At 68.5% G+C, this 15,895-nt stretch carries 21 protein-coding genes; 13 read left to right on the forward strand and 8 right to left on the reverse strand.

Annotated elements, in window-relative coordinates; translation table 11 throughout:
- Positions 1–19: 19 nt before the first annotated feature.
- From ACI8U3_RS12640 to ACI8U3_RS12660, 5 genes are all read right to left on the reverse strand, one after another.
- A complete protein-coding gene (locus ACI8U3_RS12640) occupies positions 20–1,567 on the reverse strand; it encodes a methyltransferase regulatory domain-containing protein (RefSeq protein WP_415015233.1) in 1,548 nt (515 codons plus the stop codon).
- Positions 1,568–2,296: 729 nt separating this feature from the next.
- Positions 2,297–3,220, reverse strand: coding sequence for an AraC family transcriptional regulator N-terminal domain-containing protein (locus tag ACI8U3_RS12645; protein ID WP_415015234.1), 924 nt, complete (start codon positions 3,218–3,220; stop codon positions 2,297–2,299).
- 105 nt (positions 3,221–3,325) lie between these two features.
- Positions 3,326–4,675, reverse strand: coding sequence for an MFS transporter (locus ACI8U3_RS12650; RefSeq protein ID WP_415015274.1), 1,350 nt, complete (start codon positions 4,673–4,675; stop codon positions 3,326–3,328).
- The gene (locus tag ACI8U3_RS12655) at positions 4,672–5,577 is read right to left on the reverse strand and encodes an AraC family transcriptional regulator (RefSeq protein ID WP_415015235.1); all 906 of its coding nucleotides are present in this window, start codon (positions 5,575–5,577) and stop codon (positions 4,672–4,674) included. Before ACI8U3_RS12655 ends, ACI8U3_RS12650 begins: the two co-directional genes overlap by 4 nt.
- A 160-nt stretch (positions 5,578–5,737) precedes the next feature.
- A complete protein-coding gene (locus ACI8U3_RS12660) occupies positions 5,738–6,640 on the reverse strand; it encodes an SDR family oxidoreductase (RefSeq protein WP_415015236.1) in 903 nt (300 codons plus the stop codon).
- 80 nt (positions 6,641–6,720) lie between these two features.
- On the opposite strand from ACI8U3_RS12660, the gene ACI8U3_RS12665 reads away from it, so the two are divergent.
- The 6 genes from ACI8U3_RS12665 to ACI8U3_RS12690 all read left to right on the forward strand — a co-directional run bounded on the left by ACI8U3_RS12665 (position 6,721) and on the right by ACI8U3_RS12690 (position 11,531).
- On the forward strand, positions 6,721–7,566 hold the full coding sequence (locus tag ACI8U3_RS12665; protein WP_415015237.1) for a helix-turn-helix transcriptional regulator: 846 nt from the start codon (positions 6,721–6,723) through the stop codon (positions 7,564–7,566).
- Between the two features lie 234 nt (positions 7,567–7,800).
- Positions 7,801–8,892, forward strand: a complete 1,092-nt coding sequence (locus ACI8U3_RS12670) for an aldo/keto reductase (RefSeq protein WP_415015238.1) — start codon at positions 7,801–7,803, stop codon at positions 8,890–8,892.
- 1,286 nt (positions 8,893–10,178) lie between these two features.
- A complete protein-coding gene (locus ACI8U3_RS12675) occupies positions 10,179–10,646 on the forward strand; it encodes a nuclear transport factor 2 family protein (protein ID WP_415015239.1) in 468 nt (155 codons plus the stop codon).
- Between the two features lie 10 nt (positions 10,647–10,656).
- Positions 10,657–10,941 carry an Atu4866 domain-containing protein gene (locus ACI8U3_RS12680; protein WP_415015240.1) on the forward strand — a complete coding sequence of 95 codons (285 nt, stop codon included), beginning with the start codon at positions 10,657–10,659 and terminating at the stop codon, positions 10,939–10,941.
- Positions 10,942–11,016: 75 nt separating this feature from the next.
- Positions 11,017–11,220 carry a hypothetical protein gene (locus ACI8U3_RS12685; RefSeq protein WP_415015241.1) on the forward strand — a complete coding sequence of 68 codons (204 nt, stop codon included), beginning with the start codon at positions 11,017–11,019 and terminating at the stop codon, positions 11,218–11,220.
- Entirely contained in the window at positions 11,217–11,531 is a 315-nt protein-coding gene (locus tag ACI8U3_RS12690) for a hypothetical protein (protein ID WP_415015242.1), read from the forward strand. The genes ACI8U3_RS12685 and ACI8U3_RS12690 overlap by 4 nt, the downstream gene beginning before the upstream one ends.
- A gap of 102 nt (positions 11,532–11,633) precedes the next feature.
- Here the strand turns inward: ACI8U3_RS12690 and ACI8U3_RS12695 are convergent, their stop codons facing one another.
- Positions 11,634–11,789 carry a hypothetical protein gene (locus ACI8U3_RS12695; protein WP_415015243.1) on the reverse strand — a complete coding sequence of 52 codons (156 nt, stop codon included), beginning with the start codon at positions 11,787–11,789 and terminating at the stop codon, positions 11,634–11,636.
- A 91-nt stretch (positions 11,790–11,880) separates the two neighbouring features.
- Between ACI8U3_RS12695 and ACI8U3_RS12700 the strand changes: the two genes are divergently transcribed.
- The 3 genes from ACI8U3_RS12700 to ACI8U3_RS12710 are packed head-to-tail and all read left to right on the forward strand — an operon-like array spanning position 11,881 to position 12,934.
- Positions 11,881–12,063 carry a hypothetical protein gene (locus tag ACI8U3_RS12700; RefSeq protein ID WP_415015244.1) on the forward strand — a complete coding sequence of 61 codons (183 nt, stop codon included), beginning with the start codon at positions 11,881–11,883 and terminating at the stop codon, positions 12,061–12,063.
- A gap of 53 nt (positions 12,064–12,116) precedes the next feature.
- Positions 12,117–12,275, forward strand: a complete 159-nt coding sequence (locus ACI8U3_RS12705) for a hypothetical protein (protein ID WP_415015245.1) — start codon at positions 12,117–12,119, stop codon at positions 12,273–12,275.
- Complete coding sequence (locus ACI8U3_RS12710; protein ID WP_415015246.1) at positions 12,275–12,934, forward strand: SOS response-associated peptidase; 660 nt, start codon at positions 12,275–12,277, stop codon at positions 12,932–12,934. The genes ACI8U3_RS12705 and ACI8U3_RS12710 overlap by 1 nt, the downstream gene beginning before the upstream one ends.
- A gap of 44 nt (positions 12,935–12,978) precedes the next feature.
- On the opposite strand, the gene ACI8U3_RS12715 is transcribed toward ACI8U3_RS12710, so the two are convergent.
- Positions 12,979–13,227, reverse strand: a complete 249-nt coding sequence (locus tag ACI8U3_RS12715; protein WP_415015247.1) for a helix-turn-helix domain-containing protein — start codon at positions 13,225–13,227, stop codon at positions 12,979–12,981.
- Positions 13,228–13,342: 115 nt separating this feature from the next.
- The gene (locus tag ACI8U3_RS12720; protein WP_415015248.1) at positions 13,343–13,855 is read right to left on the reverse strand and encodes a helix-turn-helix domain-containing protein; all 513 of its coding nucleotides are present in this window, start codon (positions 13,853–13,855) and stop codon (positions 13,343–13,345) included.
- Positions 13,856–14,139: 284 nt separating this feature from the next.
- On the opposite strand from ACI8U3_RS12720, the gene ACI8U3_RS12725 reads away from it, so the two are divergent.
- The 4 genes from ACI8U3_RS12725 to ACI8U3_RS12740 all read left to right on the forward strand — a co-directional run bounded on the left by ACI8U3_RS12725 (position 14,140) and on the right by ACI8U3_RS12740 (position 15,893).
- Complete coding sequence (locus ACI8U3_RS12725) at positions 14,140–14,682, forward strand: GntR family transcriptional regulator (protein ID WP_415015249.1); 543 nt, start codon at positions 14,140–14,142, stop codon at positions 14,680–14,682.
- 70 nt (positions 14,683–14,752) lie between these two features.
- Positions 14,753–14,881 (forward strand): hypothetical protein, encoded by a 129-nt coding sequence (locus tag ACI8U3_RS12730; protein ID WP_415015250.1) that lies wholly within the window; start codon positions 14,753–14,755, stop codon positions 14,879–14,881.
- 98 nt (positions 14,882–14,979) lie between these two features.
- Positions 14,980–15,105, forward strand: coding sequence for a hypothetical protein (locus tag ACI8U3_RS12735; RefSeq protein ID WP_415015251.1), 126 nt, complete (start codon positions 14,980–14,982; stop codon positions 15,103–15,105).
- 119 nt (positions 15,106–15,224) lie between these two features.
- On the forward strand, positions 15,225–15,893 hold the full coding sequence (locus ACI8U3_RS12740) for a lasso peptide biosynthesis B2 protein (RefSeq protein WP_415015252.1): 669 nt from the start codon (positions 15,225–15,227) through the stop codon (positions 15,891–15,893).
- Positions 15,894–15,895 lie beyond the last annotated feature (2 nt).

Raw genomic sequence — 15,895 nt, forward strand, 5'->3', positions numbered from 1 at the left:
CTCTCAGGGGATTCGCCTTTCAGCCCGGCAGCAGGCCCAGCGCACGATAGACGGGCGCCGTGCGCTCGAGCAGGGTCGCCGCGTGCCGCTCGAGGGCGTCAAGACTCTCCTTCGGGTCGTCGATGCGCTGGCCGTCGCGGAAGATGCGTTCGTTGGTGCGCAGATATCGGGCCCATACCGTCTCGGCCAGCTGACGCGCCGGGCGCTTCAGAACATCGGGCTCAAGCAGGATCAACTGGACCGGCCGCGGAACAGGCACGCCTCCGCCCGTGACGGGCGAGGCGAGAAACCCGAGCTCCGGCGCGCTCGGCATGTTCAGGGTCTGGTGACGGTTGAAGGCCGCGCAGCGGGCGATGATGGATTTTGACGGGGTGACGACCGGGGTGATCGCATTGACGCCCAGACAGATGATCACGGCGCCGGCGACCTGCTGCTGCGGCTGTGACGCCAGTGCGGGATGGGTGCGCAGCTCGGCGATGGACTTCGGCCGATAGTCGTCCGAAGCCAGGGCCTCCAGAACGGGGCGGTAGATGTCCTCGGGCAGGTCCGCCTCGCCCCGGGCGCCCCTGACCTTGAGGTCCACCTCGGCGGGCGGTTTGAGCAGGGCGAACGGCTGGGACTCCAGGGCGTCGCGCTGGGCCTCCAGGGTCAGCCTGTGTCCGCCCTTGACGAACAGGTCGCAGCGGAAGCGCTGGTTGACCAGGTAGTCGCGCAGGCTCTCGCGCAGGACGGGATCGCCCATGCCGTCCAGCAGGGCGGCGCTCCTGGGCGAGAGATTGATGTCGTCGATCCGGTCCAGATGGCGCGCCGGACCGACCCAGGTCATCTTGGCCTCGCGCATGGCGGCCTCCACCTCCGAGAAGTAGGGCAGGTGCCAGTCGGCGTTGAGATACTCATGCGCCAGGTACCGGCCGTCCTTCCCGGTCAGGCTCAGGGCGTGATCACGCGCAGGACGGTTGAGCGCGTAATAGGCTCCCTCGGCGTCCACCACGGCCTTGACCATCTCGCCGGCGTTGCGGATGCGGCCGGCGGGCCCCTCCCGCCGGTCCGAGAAACGCTCGCTCAGCATCATCAGATGGCGGGTCGGTCCGTCCACCGCCCACCCCGGCAGGCAGTTGTAGCTCATGTAGACGATGCCGCCCGGCTTGAGGCGCCGCCGGATGAGATCAAGGATGGCTGCGCGGCTCTCGTCGGAGATCCAGCTCCAGACGCCGTGCAGGGCGATCACGTCGAACCCCGGCAGATCCGTTCGGCGGGCCAGGTCGGTGAAGGCGTCGTCCAGCAGGGTCAGATCCGCATCGGTCCCGGACGCGAGGTCCCGGGCGTGCACCACATGGCTGGGGTTGAGGTCCGCCCCCCAGAAGCTGCCGGCATTGGATGCGGCATGAATGTTGAGGGCGTATCCCTGGCCGAAGCCCAGCTCCAGATAGGTGCAGGGGTCGGGCAGGGCCACGTCCAGGCCCGACGCCCGGCAGGCGAGGCGCAGCCGGACCGGCGACAGATCGGGATAGTAGCCGTAGGTGTAGTTGAGGTCGGTGAAATAGCCGTGGGACCAGGCGCTGGACACTGTCGTCAGGCCTCCGGATCCAGGGAGGAGGGACTCCCGAAGGCGGACGGTGGCCCGCCGGCGTCACCGGCCGGAAGATCCGGGGCGACGGTGATCCAGGGGGCGGATCGGGCCAGGGGCGCGCCCTCTCCCTCGAAGCGGAATGCGCACCCGGCGCGGTAGTGCTTTCCCCGGGGCGGGGCGCCCGGGGATGAGGTCGTCCCTGTACTGTCGGCCATGGTCTGTCCCTTGTTCGAGGCTGGCGGCGTTCGTCCCGACGCGGCGCCTTGGCGGTTCGTTCACGAATTTCGGCGACAGGCGGGACCGGTGACGCCTTCACGTCCGCGCGGTCCCATGACGCCGCTCGCCAGTCTGAAGGGGCGGACCTGAATGCGTAGGCCGGAAGCGCCGGATTTCTTGCCCGGATCTGCAAAGCCGAACGGCCTTTCAGGATCCAGGCGGTCTGCAGGCTGGGGGTGAGACGGACTTGCCGTTCGGTGAACGCCGACGCCCAAGCCGCCCGGAACGCCGCTGGGACGCGGGCGTCCCACGGACGGCGTCCTGGGCGACATTGGGCGCAGATCTAGGGGCGCCGGCGCGGTTGCGCGATCAGGGGCCAGCGTACCGGAGTGCCGGGGCGCTTCGGCCGGCTTTGCGGCGGACCGAGCAGGGCTGAAGGCCGATCGACGCCATGGGGATCGCGGGAGGCCGGCGGATGCGTGGGCCTCGGCCCTGTCAGGCCCGGAGGGTTCAGAATGACGCTTCCATCTGTGCGGCGGTGCGGGAGTGGTCCGCCTTGGCGCGCTGGGTCTCGCGGCGGGGCGGCGCGCCGAACATGCGGGCGTACTCCCGGCTGAACTGGGAGGCGCTCTCATAGCCCACGGCGATGGCGGCGACCCCGGCCTTCTCGCCGTGGGCCACCATCAACCGGCGGGCCTCCAGCAGGCGCAGGTTCTTCTGATACTGCAGCGGCGTCATGGAGGTCAGCGCCTTGAAGTGCTGGTGGAAGGACGAAGGGCTCATGCCCGAGGCGCTGGCCAGTTCGGGGACGCTGACCGGCACGTCGAAATTCTCACGCAGGTGGGCGATGGCCCGGGCGATGCGCTGGGGCTGGCCTTCGGGCAGCACCATGCGCGCCACATTGTGGCCCGCCGGACCCGTCAGCAGCCAGTAGGAGATTTCGCGCATGATGGCGGGATAGAGGATGTCCACGGCCTGGGGCTGGCCGCTCACCTCCAGCAGGCGCTGGAACGAGGCCATGATCTGGGCGTCCAGATCGGTCACCATGAGCCCGAACGCCTCGGCCGGCTGGCTGGACGGCGGCGTGTTCATGCGGGTCACCACGTCGAGCAGAATGGCGGGGTCCAGGCTCAGGCTGGCCCCGACGAAGGGCGCATCGCGCGACGCCTCCAGGGCCTGGCTGACCACGGGCACCTCCACGGTGACCACCAGGGACTGGCCCGCTCCGTAGGTGACGACCCTGTCGGCCACCATGACCTGTTTCGCGCCCTGGGTGACCAGACAGAGCTTGGGTTGGTACTGCATGTGCTGGGGCGCCAGGAGCTCGGAGAAGCGCATCAGGGTCAGTCCCGGCACGGCGGTCAGGCAGAACCCGTCTCCGGTGATCTGGGCGTCCAGGGTGCGGTTGATGGTGTCGTTGAGTTCACTGAGCATGATGGCAGGCCTTGGTGGTGGGTGCGCGCAGCCGGGCAGGACCCGGCGGCGCGCGGTCGTGAGCAGGGGTCCCGGCGACGGGGACGAGGAAGACGGACCGGGCCGTCATGGGGTCGCCTCCTGCCGGGCGCCGCCCAGCACGGCGGCGATGCGGCGGTTGGCGTTCAGATAGCCAAGGCCGGCGACGACGCAGGCGGCGGGGACCACCAGCAGCCCCAGGGCGAGCGCGTTCGGCAGGCCGGCCGTGGCGGCGGCGTCGCTGATCATCCCCACCAGGACCGGGCCGAGCGTGGGGCCCACGAGGCCGACTGCGATCACCAGCAGGCTCGAGGCCAGGGCCTCTCGTCCCGGTCCCGCCAGGGCGTGGGCCGCCCCGAACCCCCAGGGCAGGGCGAAGGCGAAGGCCAGCATGGCCGGAACCAGCAGGGCGGCGGCGAGCCAGGGCGACGGCGCCTGGAGAGCGGCGGCCGTGGTCAGGCCGGCGATCAGAAACAGATAGGCCGGCGGGCCCAGCAGCCGGCCGGTCCCCCTGCGCATGGCCCGGTCGAACCCCCGTCCCCCCAGCACGGCGCCGGCGATCCCCATGGCGCCCTGGAGAAGGCCGAAGACCAGACCGGCCTCGGTGGCGGAGAGGCCATGGCTGCGGATCAGGAAGGCGGCGGAAAAGGCGTAGAAGGGCGCGGCGGCGAAGCCCATGGCGAGGGTGGCGGCGAACAGCCAGCGAAACCCCGGCGCAGTCAGCAGGCCGAAGGCGGAGCGGAGGAAGGGCTCGGGACTGGCGGCGGAGGCGGGGCGGGGCGGGGTGGGGCCGATCACCGCAAGGGCCAGCAGCGCCACCAGAACGCCGACGGTCCCGGCGCCGATCATGGCGGTGCGCCAGCCGAACTGGTCGCCGATCGCCCCGCCCACCACGAAGCCCAGCATGGTGCCCAGGGGGATGCCCATGGAGAAGACGCCGATGGCCAGGCCCCGGCGCTCGGGCCGGATGCGCCGGGCGATGATGGCGTGGCCCGAGGGAATGGCGCCGGCCTCGCCGAACGCCACCCCCAGCCGCGTCAGGGCCAGCAGGACGAAACCGGCGGCGAAGCCGCCCAGGGCGGTCATGGCGCTCCACAGCACGATGCACACCACAAGGACGATGCGCGGCGAGCCCCGGTCCGCCGCCCGGGCCAGCGGCAGGGAGAGCAGGGCGTAGCAGGCGGCGAAGGCCGCCCCGGTGAGCAGGCCGATCTGGGTGTCGCTGAGTCCGAACTCCAGCCGGATGGACTCCGCCAGGATGAAGGGCAGGATCCGGTCCACCTGGGACAGGGCGTTGACGAGGAACAGGGCCAGCAGGATCGCCGCGAAGCGCCAGCCCGTGGCGAAGCCGGGCAGGGCGCGGCCCTCCGGCTCCCGGGGGCGGAGGGCGCCGGCAGGATCCGGCTCGCTCGCCGGCCGCCGCGGCGGCGGGGTCAGGCCGCGGCCCCAAGCCGGTCCGCCTTGATCTTCTCCACCGCCTTGCGGGGCGGGGAGCCGAACATGCGCGCATAGTCGCGGGTGAAATGGGAGATGCTTTCATAGCCCACCGACAGGGCGGCGGGCCCCACCTTCTCCTCGTCGGTGAGCATGCGGCGGCGCGCCTCCAGCAGCCGAAGGTGCTTCTGGTACTGCAGCGGCGACATGGCCGTCAGCGCCTTGAAGTGCTGATGGAAGGAGGACAGGCTCATGCCAGCGGCCCTGGCCAGGTCCGGCATGTGGATGGTCTCCTCGAAATTCTCGCGCAGATGGCGGATGGCCTGGACGATGCGGCCCGGCTGGCCGGTGGGCAGGACGGTGCGCGCCACTTCCGCCCCGGTGGGACCGGACAGGAGCCAGAAGGAAATCTCCCGCATGATGCCGGGATAAAGAATGTCGATGGCTTCGGGCTGGTCCGCCAGCGCCACCAGGCGGATCATCAGGCCGGAGATCTGGCTGTCCACGTCCTTGACCGCCATGGCCGATCCGGTCTCCCGGTCGGAGCTGTCGCCGTCGCCCAGCTCGGTGGCCACCTCCAGAAGAATCTCCGGGTTCAGCTCCAGGGTGGCGCTGACGTAGGGCGCGTCTTCCGAGGCGTCCACGATCTGCGCGAGCACGGGAATATCGATGGTGACCACCAGCGACTGCATGTGGCCGTAGGTGATGGTGCGGTCGCCTGCCAGCACTTCCTTGGCGCCCTGGCAGATGACGCACAGGGAGGCGCGGTAGGTCATCAGGCGCGGCGCCACCTTGCTGTGGGTCCGCACCAGCCTCAGGCCGGGAACGGGCGTGACATGCACCCCGTCGCGGATGCCGTGCCGGTCCATGACGCCGGCGATCGCGGCGGTGAGGGCGCTGGGCATGTCTGGTCTCCTGCTGCTTGGGTTGAGTGTAACAGGCCTTCGAGGGTCAGCAACGGTGGTTGTAGAATCGGGCAAGAAGTTCGGAGAATCCGGCAGGGGCGCCGCTGTGTGCCCCGGGCGGCGCCTGCGCCCGGGGCACACAGGGCCCGGCCTGCAGGCGTCACGCGGACGCCGGCGCGGCGTAGTCCATGGTCCGCAGGTCGGACAGCAGGTCCGGGCCTTGCGGCGTCCACCCCAGCTGCGCGCGGGTCCAGGCGCTGGAGGCGGGCAGGTCGAGCTCGGCGAAGGCGGCCATGGGTCCGAAATGATCGGCCGCCGCGTCCGGGGCGATGGAGACGGCGGGGACGCCAAGCCCGGCGCCCAGGGTCTCGGCGATGGCGCGCAGGGCCACGCCCTCCTCGGCGACGGCGTGGTATCGCGCGCCGGCCCGGCCCTGCTCCAGCGCCAGGCGATAGAGCCGGGCCACGTCCGTGACATGGGCGGCGCAGTAGCGGTTGGTCCCGTCGCCGACCCAGGCGGCGACGCCGCGCTGGCGGGCCACGGGCAGCAGATAGGAGATCAGGCCCTGGCGCACGGTGTCGTGCACCTGGGGCAGACGGATGGCGATGACCGCGACGCCTTCGGCCCTGAGCGCCTCGCCGGCCTGTTCGGACGCCACGCGTGGGCTGGGATCGTTGGCGTTGAACTGATCCTCCGTGGCCAGGGCCCCAGGGGTGGGCGAGCCCATGCCGGTGCTGGAGGTGATCAGCAGGGGCCGGTCGGTCCCCTTCAGGGCCTCGCCGAGGGCCGTGACCGCCCGCCGGTCCTTCTCGCAATTGTCCACGTAACGGCTGAAGTCGTGGTCGAAGGCGGTGTGGATGACCGCGTCGCACAGGGCCGCGCCCTGGCGGAGGCTGTCCAGGTCCTCGATGTCGCCGCTGTGGGGCTCGGCGCCCCGGGCCCTGAGGGCTTCGGCGCCGGCCGCGGACCGGGTCAGGCCCAGCACGGTGTGGCCGGACGCGAGCAGTTCGGGGACGATCCTTGAACCGATGAAGCCGGTGGCTCCGGTGAGAAAGACGCGCATGGGGGTGGCTCCTGAGTTGTCAGGAGCGCCGTGTGGGGTCATTCTGGATGCTGTTAAAGGTGTGAGGTTATCCTGTTATAATGACTGCTCCCATCAGCGAGGAGGGCCGTCTCGGCGCCTATCTGCGCAGCCGCCGCGCGCGCCTGGATCCGGCGGCCCTGGGTTATCCGGTGGGGCGTCGGCGGACGCCAGGGCTGCGCCGTGAGGAAGTGGCCCAGCGGGCCAACATCAGCCCCACCTGGTACACCTGGCTGGAGCAGGGGCGGGGCGGGGCGCCCTCGGCAGACGTGCTGGACCGCATCGCCAGGGGGCTCATGCTCACCGAGGCCGAGCGCGAGCATCTGTTCCTGATCGCCCTGGGGCGGGCCCCGGACGTGCGCTACCGGCCCGTGGACGAGGTGACGCCGAGGCTGCAGGCGGTGCTGGACGCCATGCCGTTCAGTCCGGCCTTCATCAAGACCGCCACCTGGGACGTGGTGGCCTGGAACCGGGCCGCGGCGGCGGTGCTGACCGACTATGGCGCCCTGCCGCGTGAGGAGCGCAACGTCCTGCGGATCATGTTCGGAAACGAACGGGTGCGGGCGGCCCAGGACGACTGGTGGAGCGTGGCGCGCTTCGTGGTGGCCAGCTTCCGGGCCGATGCGGCGCGGGCGGGAGCCAGCGCCGAGATGACCGAGCTGGTGGAGGACATGTCGCGCCGGAGCGAAGCCTTCGCCACCCTGTGGCGCAGCGACGACGTTGCGGCGCCGGGCGGCGGCGCCAAGCGGCTGCACCATGCCGAGGCGGGGCTGCTTGAGCTGGAGTTCTCCACCTTTGCGGTGGACGGGCGGCCGGAGCTGGCCATGGCGGTCTACAATCCGGCGACGGAGGAGACGGCGGCGCGGGTGCGGGCGCTGCTGGAGGGTGCAGCGTCCCGAACGCCCTGACGGGCCCCCGGGCTGGACGAGGGTGAGCGATCCCGGACAACCCGCAGGAACGGGCAAGTCATCCGGAGGATCGGTTCAAGGGCCTGCGCGGCGGCTCGCCTATGCTTGGGCCACTGCGGCGTCAGCGTGCGCCGGCGCGGCCCTGCCGGGTCCGTTGCCGGGCGCCGGCGCCCGTGCAAGTCGGGCTTACGCCTGACCCTCCCGGGGCGACGGCCCCCGCAACAGGAGCTTTTCATGGCCGGCGAAACACGCTCACAGCTTGGACGACGCGGATTTCTCGGCGCCCTGGGGGCGGGCGCCGCCGGCCTCGGCGCCGGTCTTGCGGCCGCCCCCGCGGCCACGCAGGGCGTTCAGGCCGCCCCAGGGGCCCTGCCGGGACCTGCGCGCACCCGCACCATTCCCCGTACCGGCCAGGCCCTCACCACCCTGGGCCTTGGAACCTTCCTGACCTTCGATGCGAGCCCGGGCGATGATCGCTCCCGCCTGCGTGAGGTCTTCCGGCGCTATGTGGAAGGCGGGGGGAGGGTGGTCGACACCTCGCCGCTCTATGGCTCGGCCGAGGTGTCGGTGGGCGCGTTCCTGGCGGGCGCGCCGGAGGCGGACGATATCTTCGTGGCCAACAAGATCTGGTCTACGGGCGAATACCTCGGCGACGACAGTCATGCCGAGGCCAGCCTGGAGCAGTCGCGGCTGCGCACCTGGCGGGACACGCCCGATCTGATGCAGTGCCACAGCCTGGTCAACGCCTCGGTGATCGTCCCGCTGCTGCAGGCCTGGAAGCGCGAAGGCCGCATCCGCCATGTGGGCGTGTCCCACAACGAGAGCAGTCAGCACGACGCCCTCGCCGCGGTGATCGCGGGAGGCGGGGTGGATGTCGTCCAGACCAACTATTCGATCTTTGACAGGGCGGCGGAGAGCCGGCTGCTGCCGGCGGCCGCTGAACACGGGGTCGGCGTTCTCGTCAATCTGCCCCTTGAGAAGGCGCGCCTCACCCATGTGGTCCAAGGCCGGCCCCTGCCGGATTTCGCACGCGAGTTCGGGGCCGCCTCCTGGGCTCAGTTCTTTCTCAAATGGGTGATGGGCCATCCGGCGGTGACCACGGTGCTGTGCGGCACCTCCAATCCGGACCATGCGGCCGACAACGTCCTGGCCATGCAGGGTCCTTTGCCGGATGAGGCCATGCGCCGCCGGATGGTGCGCCACATGGAGACGATCCCGGGCTTCGCCGATATCGGACGCATGCCCTGGTATCCGGGCAAGGAGGCCCAGTACGGGGGCCTGATGCGTGCGGCCCAGGCGGAAGCGCAGGCTCGCCTGATGCCATAAGGCTCTGACTGCGGCTTGCAAGCTGCCGCACGGCATCAAACTTGGGACCATCTCGCCAAGCCGTTGTCAAATCCTGGCCCCCGATAATTGCCCTCTTCGTGTCGCCAGCGTCTCCGAGAGGGGCGCGAGGGACGAAAGGTCGGCAATGGCCTCATCGCTGACGTTGAGAGCGTCTGGCAGCGATAAGCAAAGCGCTTTGAATACTTGACGGCATCATTCACTCCTGAATCTAGGCGGGGCGATCCATGTGATCGAGGAATCCAGGGTCTCTAAAGACCGCCTCAGATCACCAAACATGTCCCAGTAGAGACGCCCGTCCGGAAGGCGCGAATCGACTGATACAGGAGCGCCCCCTGGATGAGGCGCGATCCCGTTTCGTGAAATTGCAGTCGTGAGCGTGCGATCAGCTTGCGATGCTTCCAATCGCAGTTGGTACGGCTCTCCGCTTGCGTTTGGCTCCAGCGTGCCTTTGATGATGACGCCACCTGCACCACAGTTCTCTGAGCGACCGACCCGGGGGGCGGATTCGTCTGAAGGCTGGTGCCATTGCTGGCCGTGTCGACCTAGCGCCCCGTGTGCCCACCCATGAAGCTGGGCCAAGAGCGCTGCTTCGTTAAGCGCATTGCCCCCCACTGGATCAATACCAGACAGCAGCGTTACATTCGCTGAAACGCAGATTTGCGTAGAGCGGTCGATCATTATTTCGTCGCCGCTCACGACCATCCTGTTGTACTCGATGGGAGGCTGAACGTTTTTCAGAGAATTGTCTCCGGGAGCGCTCTGAGCGGAGCAGCCAGCGGCGAAACTGAGCAAAAATACGGATGCAGCATGCGAAATGCGGTTTCGCCGTGCTTTGATCCTGCAGGCATTGATCTCCGGCATCGCAGCGCCAATCCCTCAAGGTCGCGAGAAATCAAGGTTTCCTATCTGCAGACAATCGGCAAGCGAAAATTACGCGTGTGACGTGTGTCGACGCGGGGCTTAATACGAGTACTGAGGGTTCATTGGGTTACGGATCGACGGCATATTGTTGATTCGAGGAGCCCCACTTGGGGCTGGATCTCTGTCAAGCTCCTTTTCCCTCCGGCCCGAGCAAGAAGGCTGAGGACGGCGATCCCTGGACGATCCGGCAAGGAGTTCGGACGGTCGTGCTACCGGCCGGCGCACAGACTGGGCGACAACAGGGCGGGGGGCCGAGTGCGATCGTCAAGAGAAGGACACCACCCATGATCAGGAGTTTCAGGCTTGCGGTCTGCTTGGCCGGCATTGTCGTAACGACGGCGGCATTGGCGCCGACTGCCGTCCTGGCCCGTATGACAGACGAGGGGCTCGCCGCCCAGGCGCGTCACAACAAGGCAGCGGTCTCAGCGGCCTTTGAGCGATGGGCTGCCGGTGGATCGGGCTTCTTCACCGAAATGCTCGCGCCCAATGTGATCTGGATCATCCACGGATCAGGGCCCAGCGCCGGGCGCTTCGAGGGGCGCGATGCCTTCATGGAACGTGCGGTGGCCCCGTTCGCCAGCCGTCTGAGCACGCCGGTGCGGCCGGTCGAGACGGAGGTCTGGGCGGACGGCGACCATGTGATCATCCGCTGGGACGGGGAGGGGGTCGCCCGTGACGGCCGGCCCTATGAGAACAGCTATGTCTGGATCTTCCGTCTGGTGGGCGACCAGGCCGTGGAGGTGACGGCGTTTCTCGACCTGGCTCCCTATGACGACGTCCTGCGCCGCATTCCGGCGCCCGCTGGCGAGTGAGGCAGGCGCCATGACATCTCACCCCTATGTCGGCATGTGGGTCACTGCGGATGGCCACATCCGTCAGGAACTGCTCGCCAACGGCCGGTATGACGAGGCCCGCGGCGCACGCGCCAGCGCCTACCAGGGCCGATACGAGATCTCGGGGACCCACATCGACTACTGGGATGACACCGGCTTCACGGCGGATGGGGAATTCGTGTCTGAGAATGAGCTCCGTCATGGCGGCATGATCTTCTTCAGGGAGGCCGCAAGCGCTGTCGCCGGGTCTTCCACAGCGGACCAGAACGAATAATGAACATTCTCTGGACTTCGACCCATTCGACGTCCTAGCAACTCTCCCGGGTCGGCGGCTTCTAAGGAGACCGTCGTGAGCGAGACCATCACCATCATCCGCCGGATGGCCGAGGCGGCCGGCGGCGACCTCGGCGCAGACTTCCGGGCTGGTCTGTCCGTGGGAATAGCCGAAGCAGAACGGCAGCAGCCCGGTTTCTTGAACGGCTTCCGGCAGGTGGAAGGCGAGCGCCCCCTGGCGAGCATCGCCCGGCGCGCGGCGTTGCTGAGGACGCCATGAGCGGACACAAGGGCGTCTCGAAGAAGCAGGTCCTTACGGTCGAGGACCTGGCCGAGCTGGTGGATATTCATCGGCGGCTGCAGCGGATGCATGCGACGCTCAACCACGCCTCGCAGCAGCAGTTGCCCCTCATGGCCGCCTCGGCCACCGTCAAGGCGGCCTGGGCGGAACTCAGCGGCGCAGGGTGGGCCTGGTCATATCCGACCACGGCGGTGCCGCTCAACGGCGTCGCTCCCGAGGTGAAGGCGCGTGAGCGCCGTGAGCGGGGCTCCATGAGACCAACCGGCACCCTGGAGGCAGAGGGCGGCTAGTCCTGCATGGGTCCAGAGGCCGTTACACGGAAACGGCGCATGCACGAGAAGGCCCCGCCCGACAACGCGGGCGGGGCCCGATCCCGTCAGACGTGCAAGTGGTCAGTCGGCCGTGCCGAACCCGGCGGAGCCTTTGCCGCCTGTGGCGGGCGAACCGGGCGTCTGGCCCGGCTGACTGTCGCCGGGCGTCTGGCTAGGGGCGCCGCCCTGACCGGGCTGGTCCTCGGTGTTGTCCTGTTCAATCGGTTGATCGGTCATGGTCTGCTCCAGTGGTTGCCTTGGCCAACCGTGGATGTGTCCGCTTGTTCCCGGACTCCCCGATGACCGGGGTTGGCGCTAGGCTGCGCCCATGCCGCCCCTGGACCCGCCGCCGCTCGTGCCGATGATCGTCCATCGATCCCTGCTGCCGGAGATCCGGAAGGGGGAGGTGTTTGTCCTGGGCGAAGAGGAACTGCTGGTGGCTGACGAGCCCTGGATCGAAGGCGAGTTCTGGCGTTTCCAGGCCCGGAGAAACGAAAGGCCAAGTGCGTGAGGCCGAAGCTTCGATCCGTCGTGGGATGGGGAGCAGCGGGCGCGGCTGCGCTCGTGTTCACCTTCCATGGCGACGCGCGGGCGCTGCTGCCGGAAGCCTTTCGGGGCTGGACGTACTGGATTCTGGGATCTGCCGCGGGATTCTTCCTGTTCTGGAGCCTGGCCGGGTTGTCCAGAGGGGCTCGCCGCGATCAGCCGCCGGGCGACGGCTGATGTGCAATCTCTATTCCATCCGCAAGGGGCCGGCGGCGATTCTGGACCTGGCGCTTGCAATGCAGAATGACGCCGGAAATCTGGAAGGGGGCGATGTCTATCCGGACTATGCCGCGCCGATCGTGCGGACGAACGAGAAAGGGGATCGCATCCTGGCCACCGCGCGCTGGGGCATGCCTTCGCCGGCATTTGCGCTCGAGGGCAGGAAGACGGACAGGGGCGTCACCAACATCCGCAACACGCGCTCGCCCCACTGGCGGCGCTGGCTCGGACCGGAGAACCGATGCCTTGTGCCGCTTACGGCCTTCAGCGAGCCGGGCCGGGACGCCCAGGGCAGACATGAGCCGGTCTGGTTCCGGCTGAGGGGGGAGGATCCGGAGCCTCTGGCCTTCTTCGCCGGAATCTGGACGCCGAAGTGGACCAGCGTCCGCAAGGTCAAGGAAGGGCTGGTGACGGCTGATCTATTCGCCTTCCTCACCTGTGAACCCAGCGCTGAGGTTGCGGCTGTTCACCCGAAGGCGATGCCGGTCATCCTCACGGAGCCCGGAGAGCATGAGCTCTGGATGACCGCGCCGTGGGAGCGGGCGGCGGCGTTGCAGCGGCCGTTGGCGGATGGGGCGTTACGCCCATTCCGACCACCCGCCCGCCCTCAGGCTTAGGGACGCACCTGCGCGACCCGGTTCCCAGGGGCGCCATAAGAGCTTCATGTCTCGCGGGCGCGGCGTTCGCTGAGCGCGAGGCGCGCCACGGCCTGGATGCGGGTCCGCACGCCGAGCGTTCGGCAAGCGCCCGTAAGATGCTCGTCGACGGTGCGGGGCGACAGCCCCAGGCGCATGGCGATCTCAGATGATGTCAGGCCGGTGGCCGCCAGTTGCACGCATTCCATCTGGCGTGCCGACAGGTGAGGGCTTTCGGTCCGGCGCCGGGGCGTCTCATGTTGAATAGCCGTCATAGGGGGATTCAAACGTCGGCGTGTCGGCGACGGCCAGTCCGGTTGCCGACGACCGGAGACGGACGACCGCAGATTTACGGTCTGACGGATGCAGCGCCTCTGTCCCGCTTCGGGTTCAGTCGCTTCCTTCATCGGCGCGCGGGTCGTCCGTCTGCGGCGTCACCAGCCTGTGTCGCCGCTCATCGAGCCAAGCTTCAGCGTGACTGTCGCGGATCACCGCCAGGCCGGCGAGCTCCTTGAGGGCCCGGGTGAAGGTGTTGATGATGGTCCGCGCATCCAGCTCCGCCACGGCGTCTCCGACCTCCTCGTCGAACTCCTGAAGAACGACCATGAGGATCGTCGCCAGTTTATTGTCGACGCACCGCAAGGCGAAGGCCGGCGATCCGAGCGAGAGAGCCGCTATGATGGCGTGGGGATCGCTGTCGGTGACCTGGGCGAAGCGATGAATTCGCTCGAGGTTGATGCGACCCGCTCCGGCCTCGAAATGCTCGTAGGAGCGCAGGGCCATGTTCATGCCTTGGGCCACGTCGGCGGCGCGCATCCGCCGGTGAGCGCGGATCAGCCGCAAACTCGCGGACAGCAGGGCGCTGGGCGGCGGAGGCTTCTCCGTCTCGATGTCTCGGTTCATCGCCTCGACTCCGGGTTTGATCGCCGGCCGTTCCTCCTGCCCCCTTTTGGTTGAAAAGTGCCCCAGCCTTGGATCAAATGAAAGTCCATATAGATCAACACCCTAAAAGCTGCGGGTATGAGGCAAGAAACTTGCGGACATGAGCATAGACACCGTCCAGCGGCGCCGGCTTGCCGTATCCGCGCGGTCAGCCGTCTGCGGGGTGGACGGAGGGATTCGTCCGCCAAAGTCGGAGACGTCCCTCAAGGCCGGAGCGGTCCATGAGAACCCGCGACCCCTTCGGCATGGCGCTCGGCAGTCTGCGCGGCGCCCTTGAGCAGGGCCTGGCGCCGGGCCGGCATCTGCCGGTCGCCGACATCGCCGCTGCGCTCAAGCTCAGCACCTCGCCGGTCCGCGAGGCGCTCTCGCGGCTGTGTGGCGAAGGCCTGATCGAAGATCGACGCGGCCTCGGCTATTTCACCCGCATGGCTCCCCAGGAGGATATTGTGGGATTGCTTGAGCTTGAGGCCGTCCATGTCCGCCTCGCCGCCCGGGCCTACCCGGACCCCGCGCCCGCCAGCGGTTCGGACGCCGTGATCGAGGCCTGGATCAGTCGCGTCATGGACGGTTGCGACAACCAGCCGCTCGTGGAGAGCTATGAACGCGTGCATCGGCGCCTCTGTGCGATGCGGCGGCTGAACGGGCCGGTGAATCCAGATCCCGCCTGCGAGATCGGCGATGGCCTTGACGCCTATTACGACCGATGGCGCCGCGCGTCAGGGAGCCTGTCAGCCCAGCTGCGGCGTCTGGATCCTGGGCCGTGCGAATACACGATCAATATCGTTTGAATCGATTTCCATCCGGGTGCTGATGGTTGGTCGTCGACGTTCCTGTCGACTTTCAGAAATGGAGACGACCATGACTGCTCGATCCACCCCCCGCCTCGTCCGTCTGGGCGCGGCGCGCCGGCTCACCCGTGCTGTGAACGACGCCACCTATCTGGAGCTGAACTCCAGCCGGGAATACGACATCCCGCCGGGCGAGTGACCCGCCGGCCGTCCTGAGGGGCGGCCCCGACGCGCGGCCAAGGGCCTCGCCCGCACGTCGCATGCAAGAGGCCCTCATCGTCGGAAAGGAGACGGATCATGACGATCCCGACCAGGACCGGCCTGCTGCGCCTGGGCCGTGCGTGTCGTTTGACGCGCGCCGCCACCGACGGCGAGTTCTTCGAACTCAATTCCCAGCGCAGATGGGACATGCCGCCCGAGTGAGGACGGAAGGGCCGTCGGTGACGGCGGCCCGGTCCCGCGAGCGAGCCCTCCGCCTGCAACTGGCGGCAATCCGTGGAAAGACGCGGACCCTGAGAGCGCGCACCCTAGTGGGAGACCCAATGATGCACGCAGACCTGGCGACTTACGGCGTTGCGGACCAGCACGCGCAGCTCGCCACGGGGATACACGCCGTCCGCGTCGGGCGGGACCTGGTGCTCCTGGATCTCGCAGCCGACGACTATCTGTGCCTGCCTGAATGCGGTCCTCTGGAGATTATGGGCGCGACGGTCCGCGGCCCGATGGAGACCCTTCTGCGGCTTGCGGCGGAGGAACTGCTCCACTCCGGACCTGCGCCGGCGTCCGAACGTGCTGCTCCGCCGTCGCTTCCGACTGAATCATTGACCTTGCCTGAGGCGGCGCGTCCTACGCTGCGCGATGCGGCCGTCTTCGCCCGCATCTGGGTCGACGTGGCGCGTCGGCGTCCGACGCTCGGCGAACTCGGCCGGCGGGTGAAGAGTCGCCAGGGCCGCCGGGATGACCTCGAAGCGATCGCCCGGCGGGTGGCGGTGTTCAACAGCCTTCTGCCTCTGGCCCCCTGGACGGGCGCCTGCCTCCTGCAGGCCGAGCTCCTGCTGCGGTTCCTGAACGCCGCCGGTCTGGATGCTGACTGGGTGTTTGGCGTGCGAACGTGGCCGTTTCTCGCCCATTGCTGGCTGCAGATCGGGACTGCCTGCGTCAGCCAGGTCCCGGAAACCTTGACCATCTATCGCCCGATCATGGTGTTCTGACC

It is taken from the genome of Brevundimonas sp., from assembly GCF_047617075.1.
In the GTDB taxonomy this organism is placed as follows: domain Bacteria; phylum Pseudomonadota; class Alphaproteobacteria; order Caulobacterales; family Caulobacteraceae; genus Brevundimonas.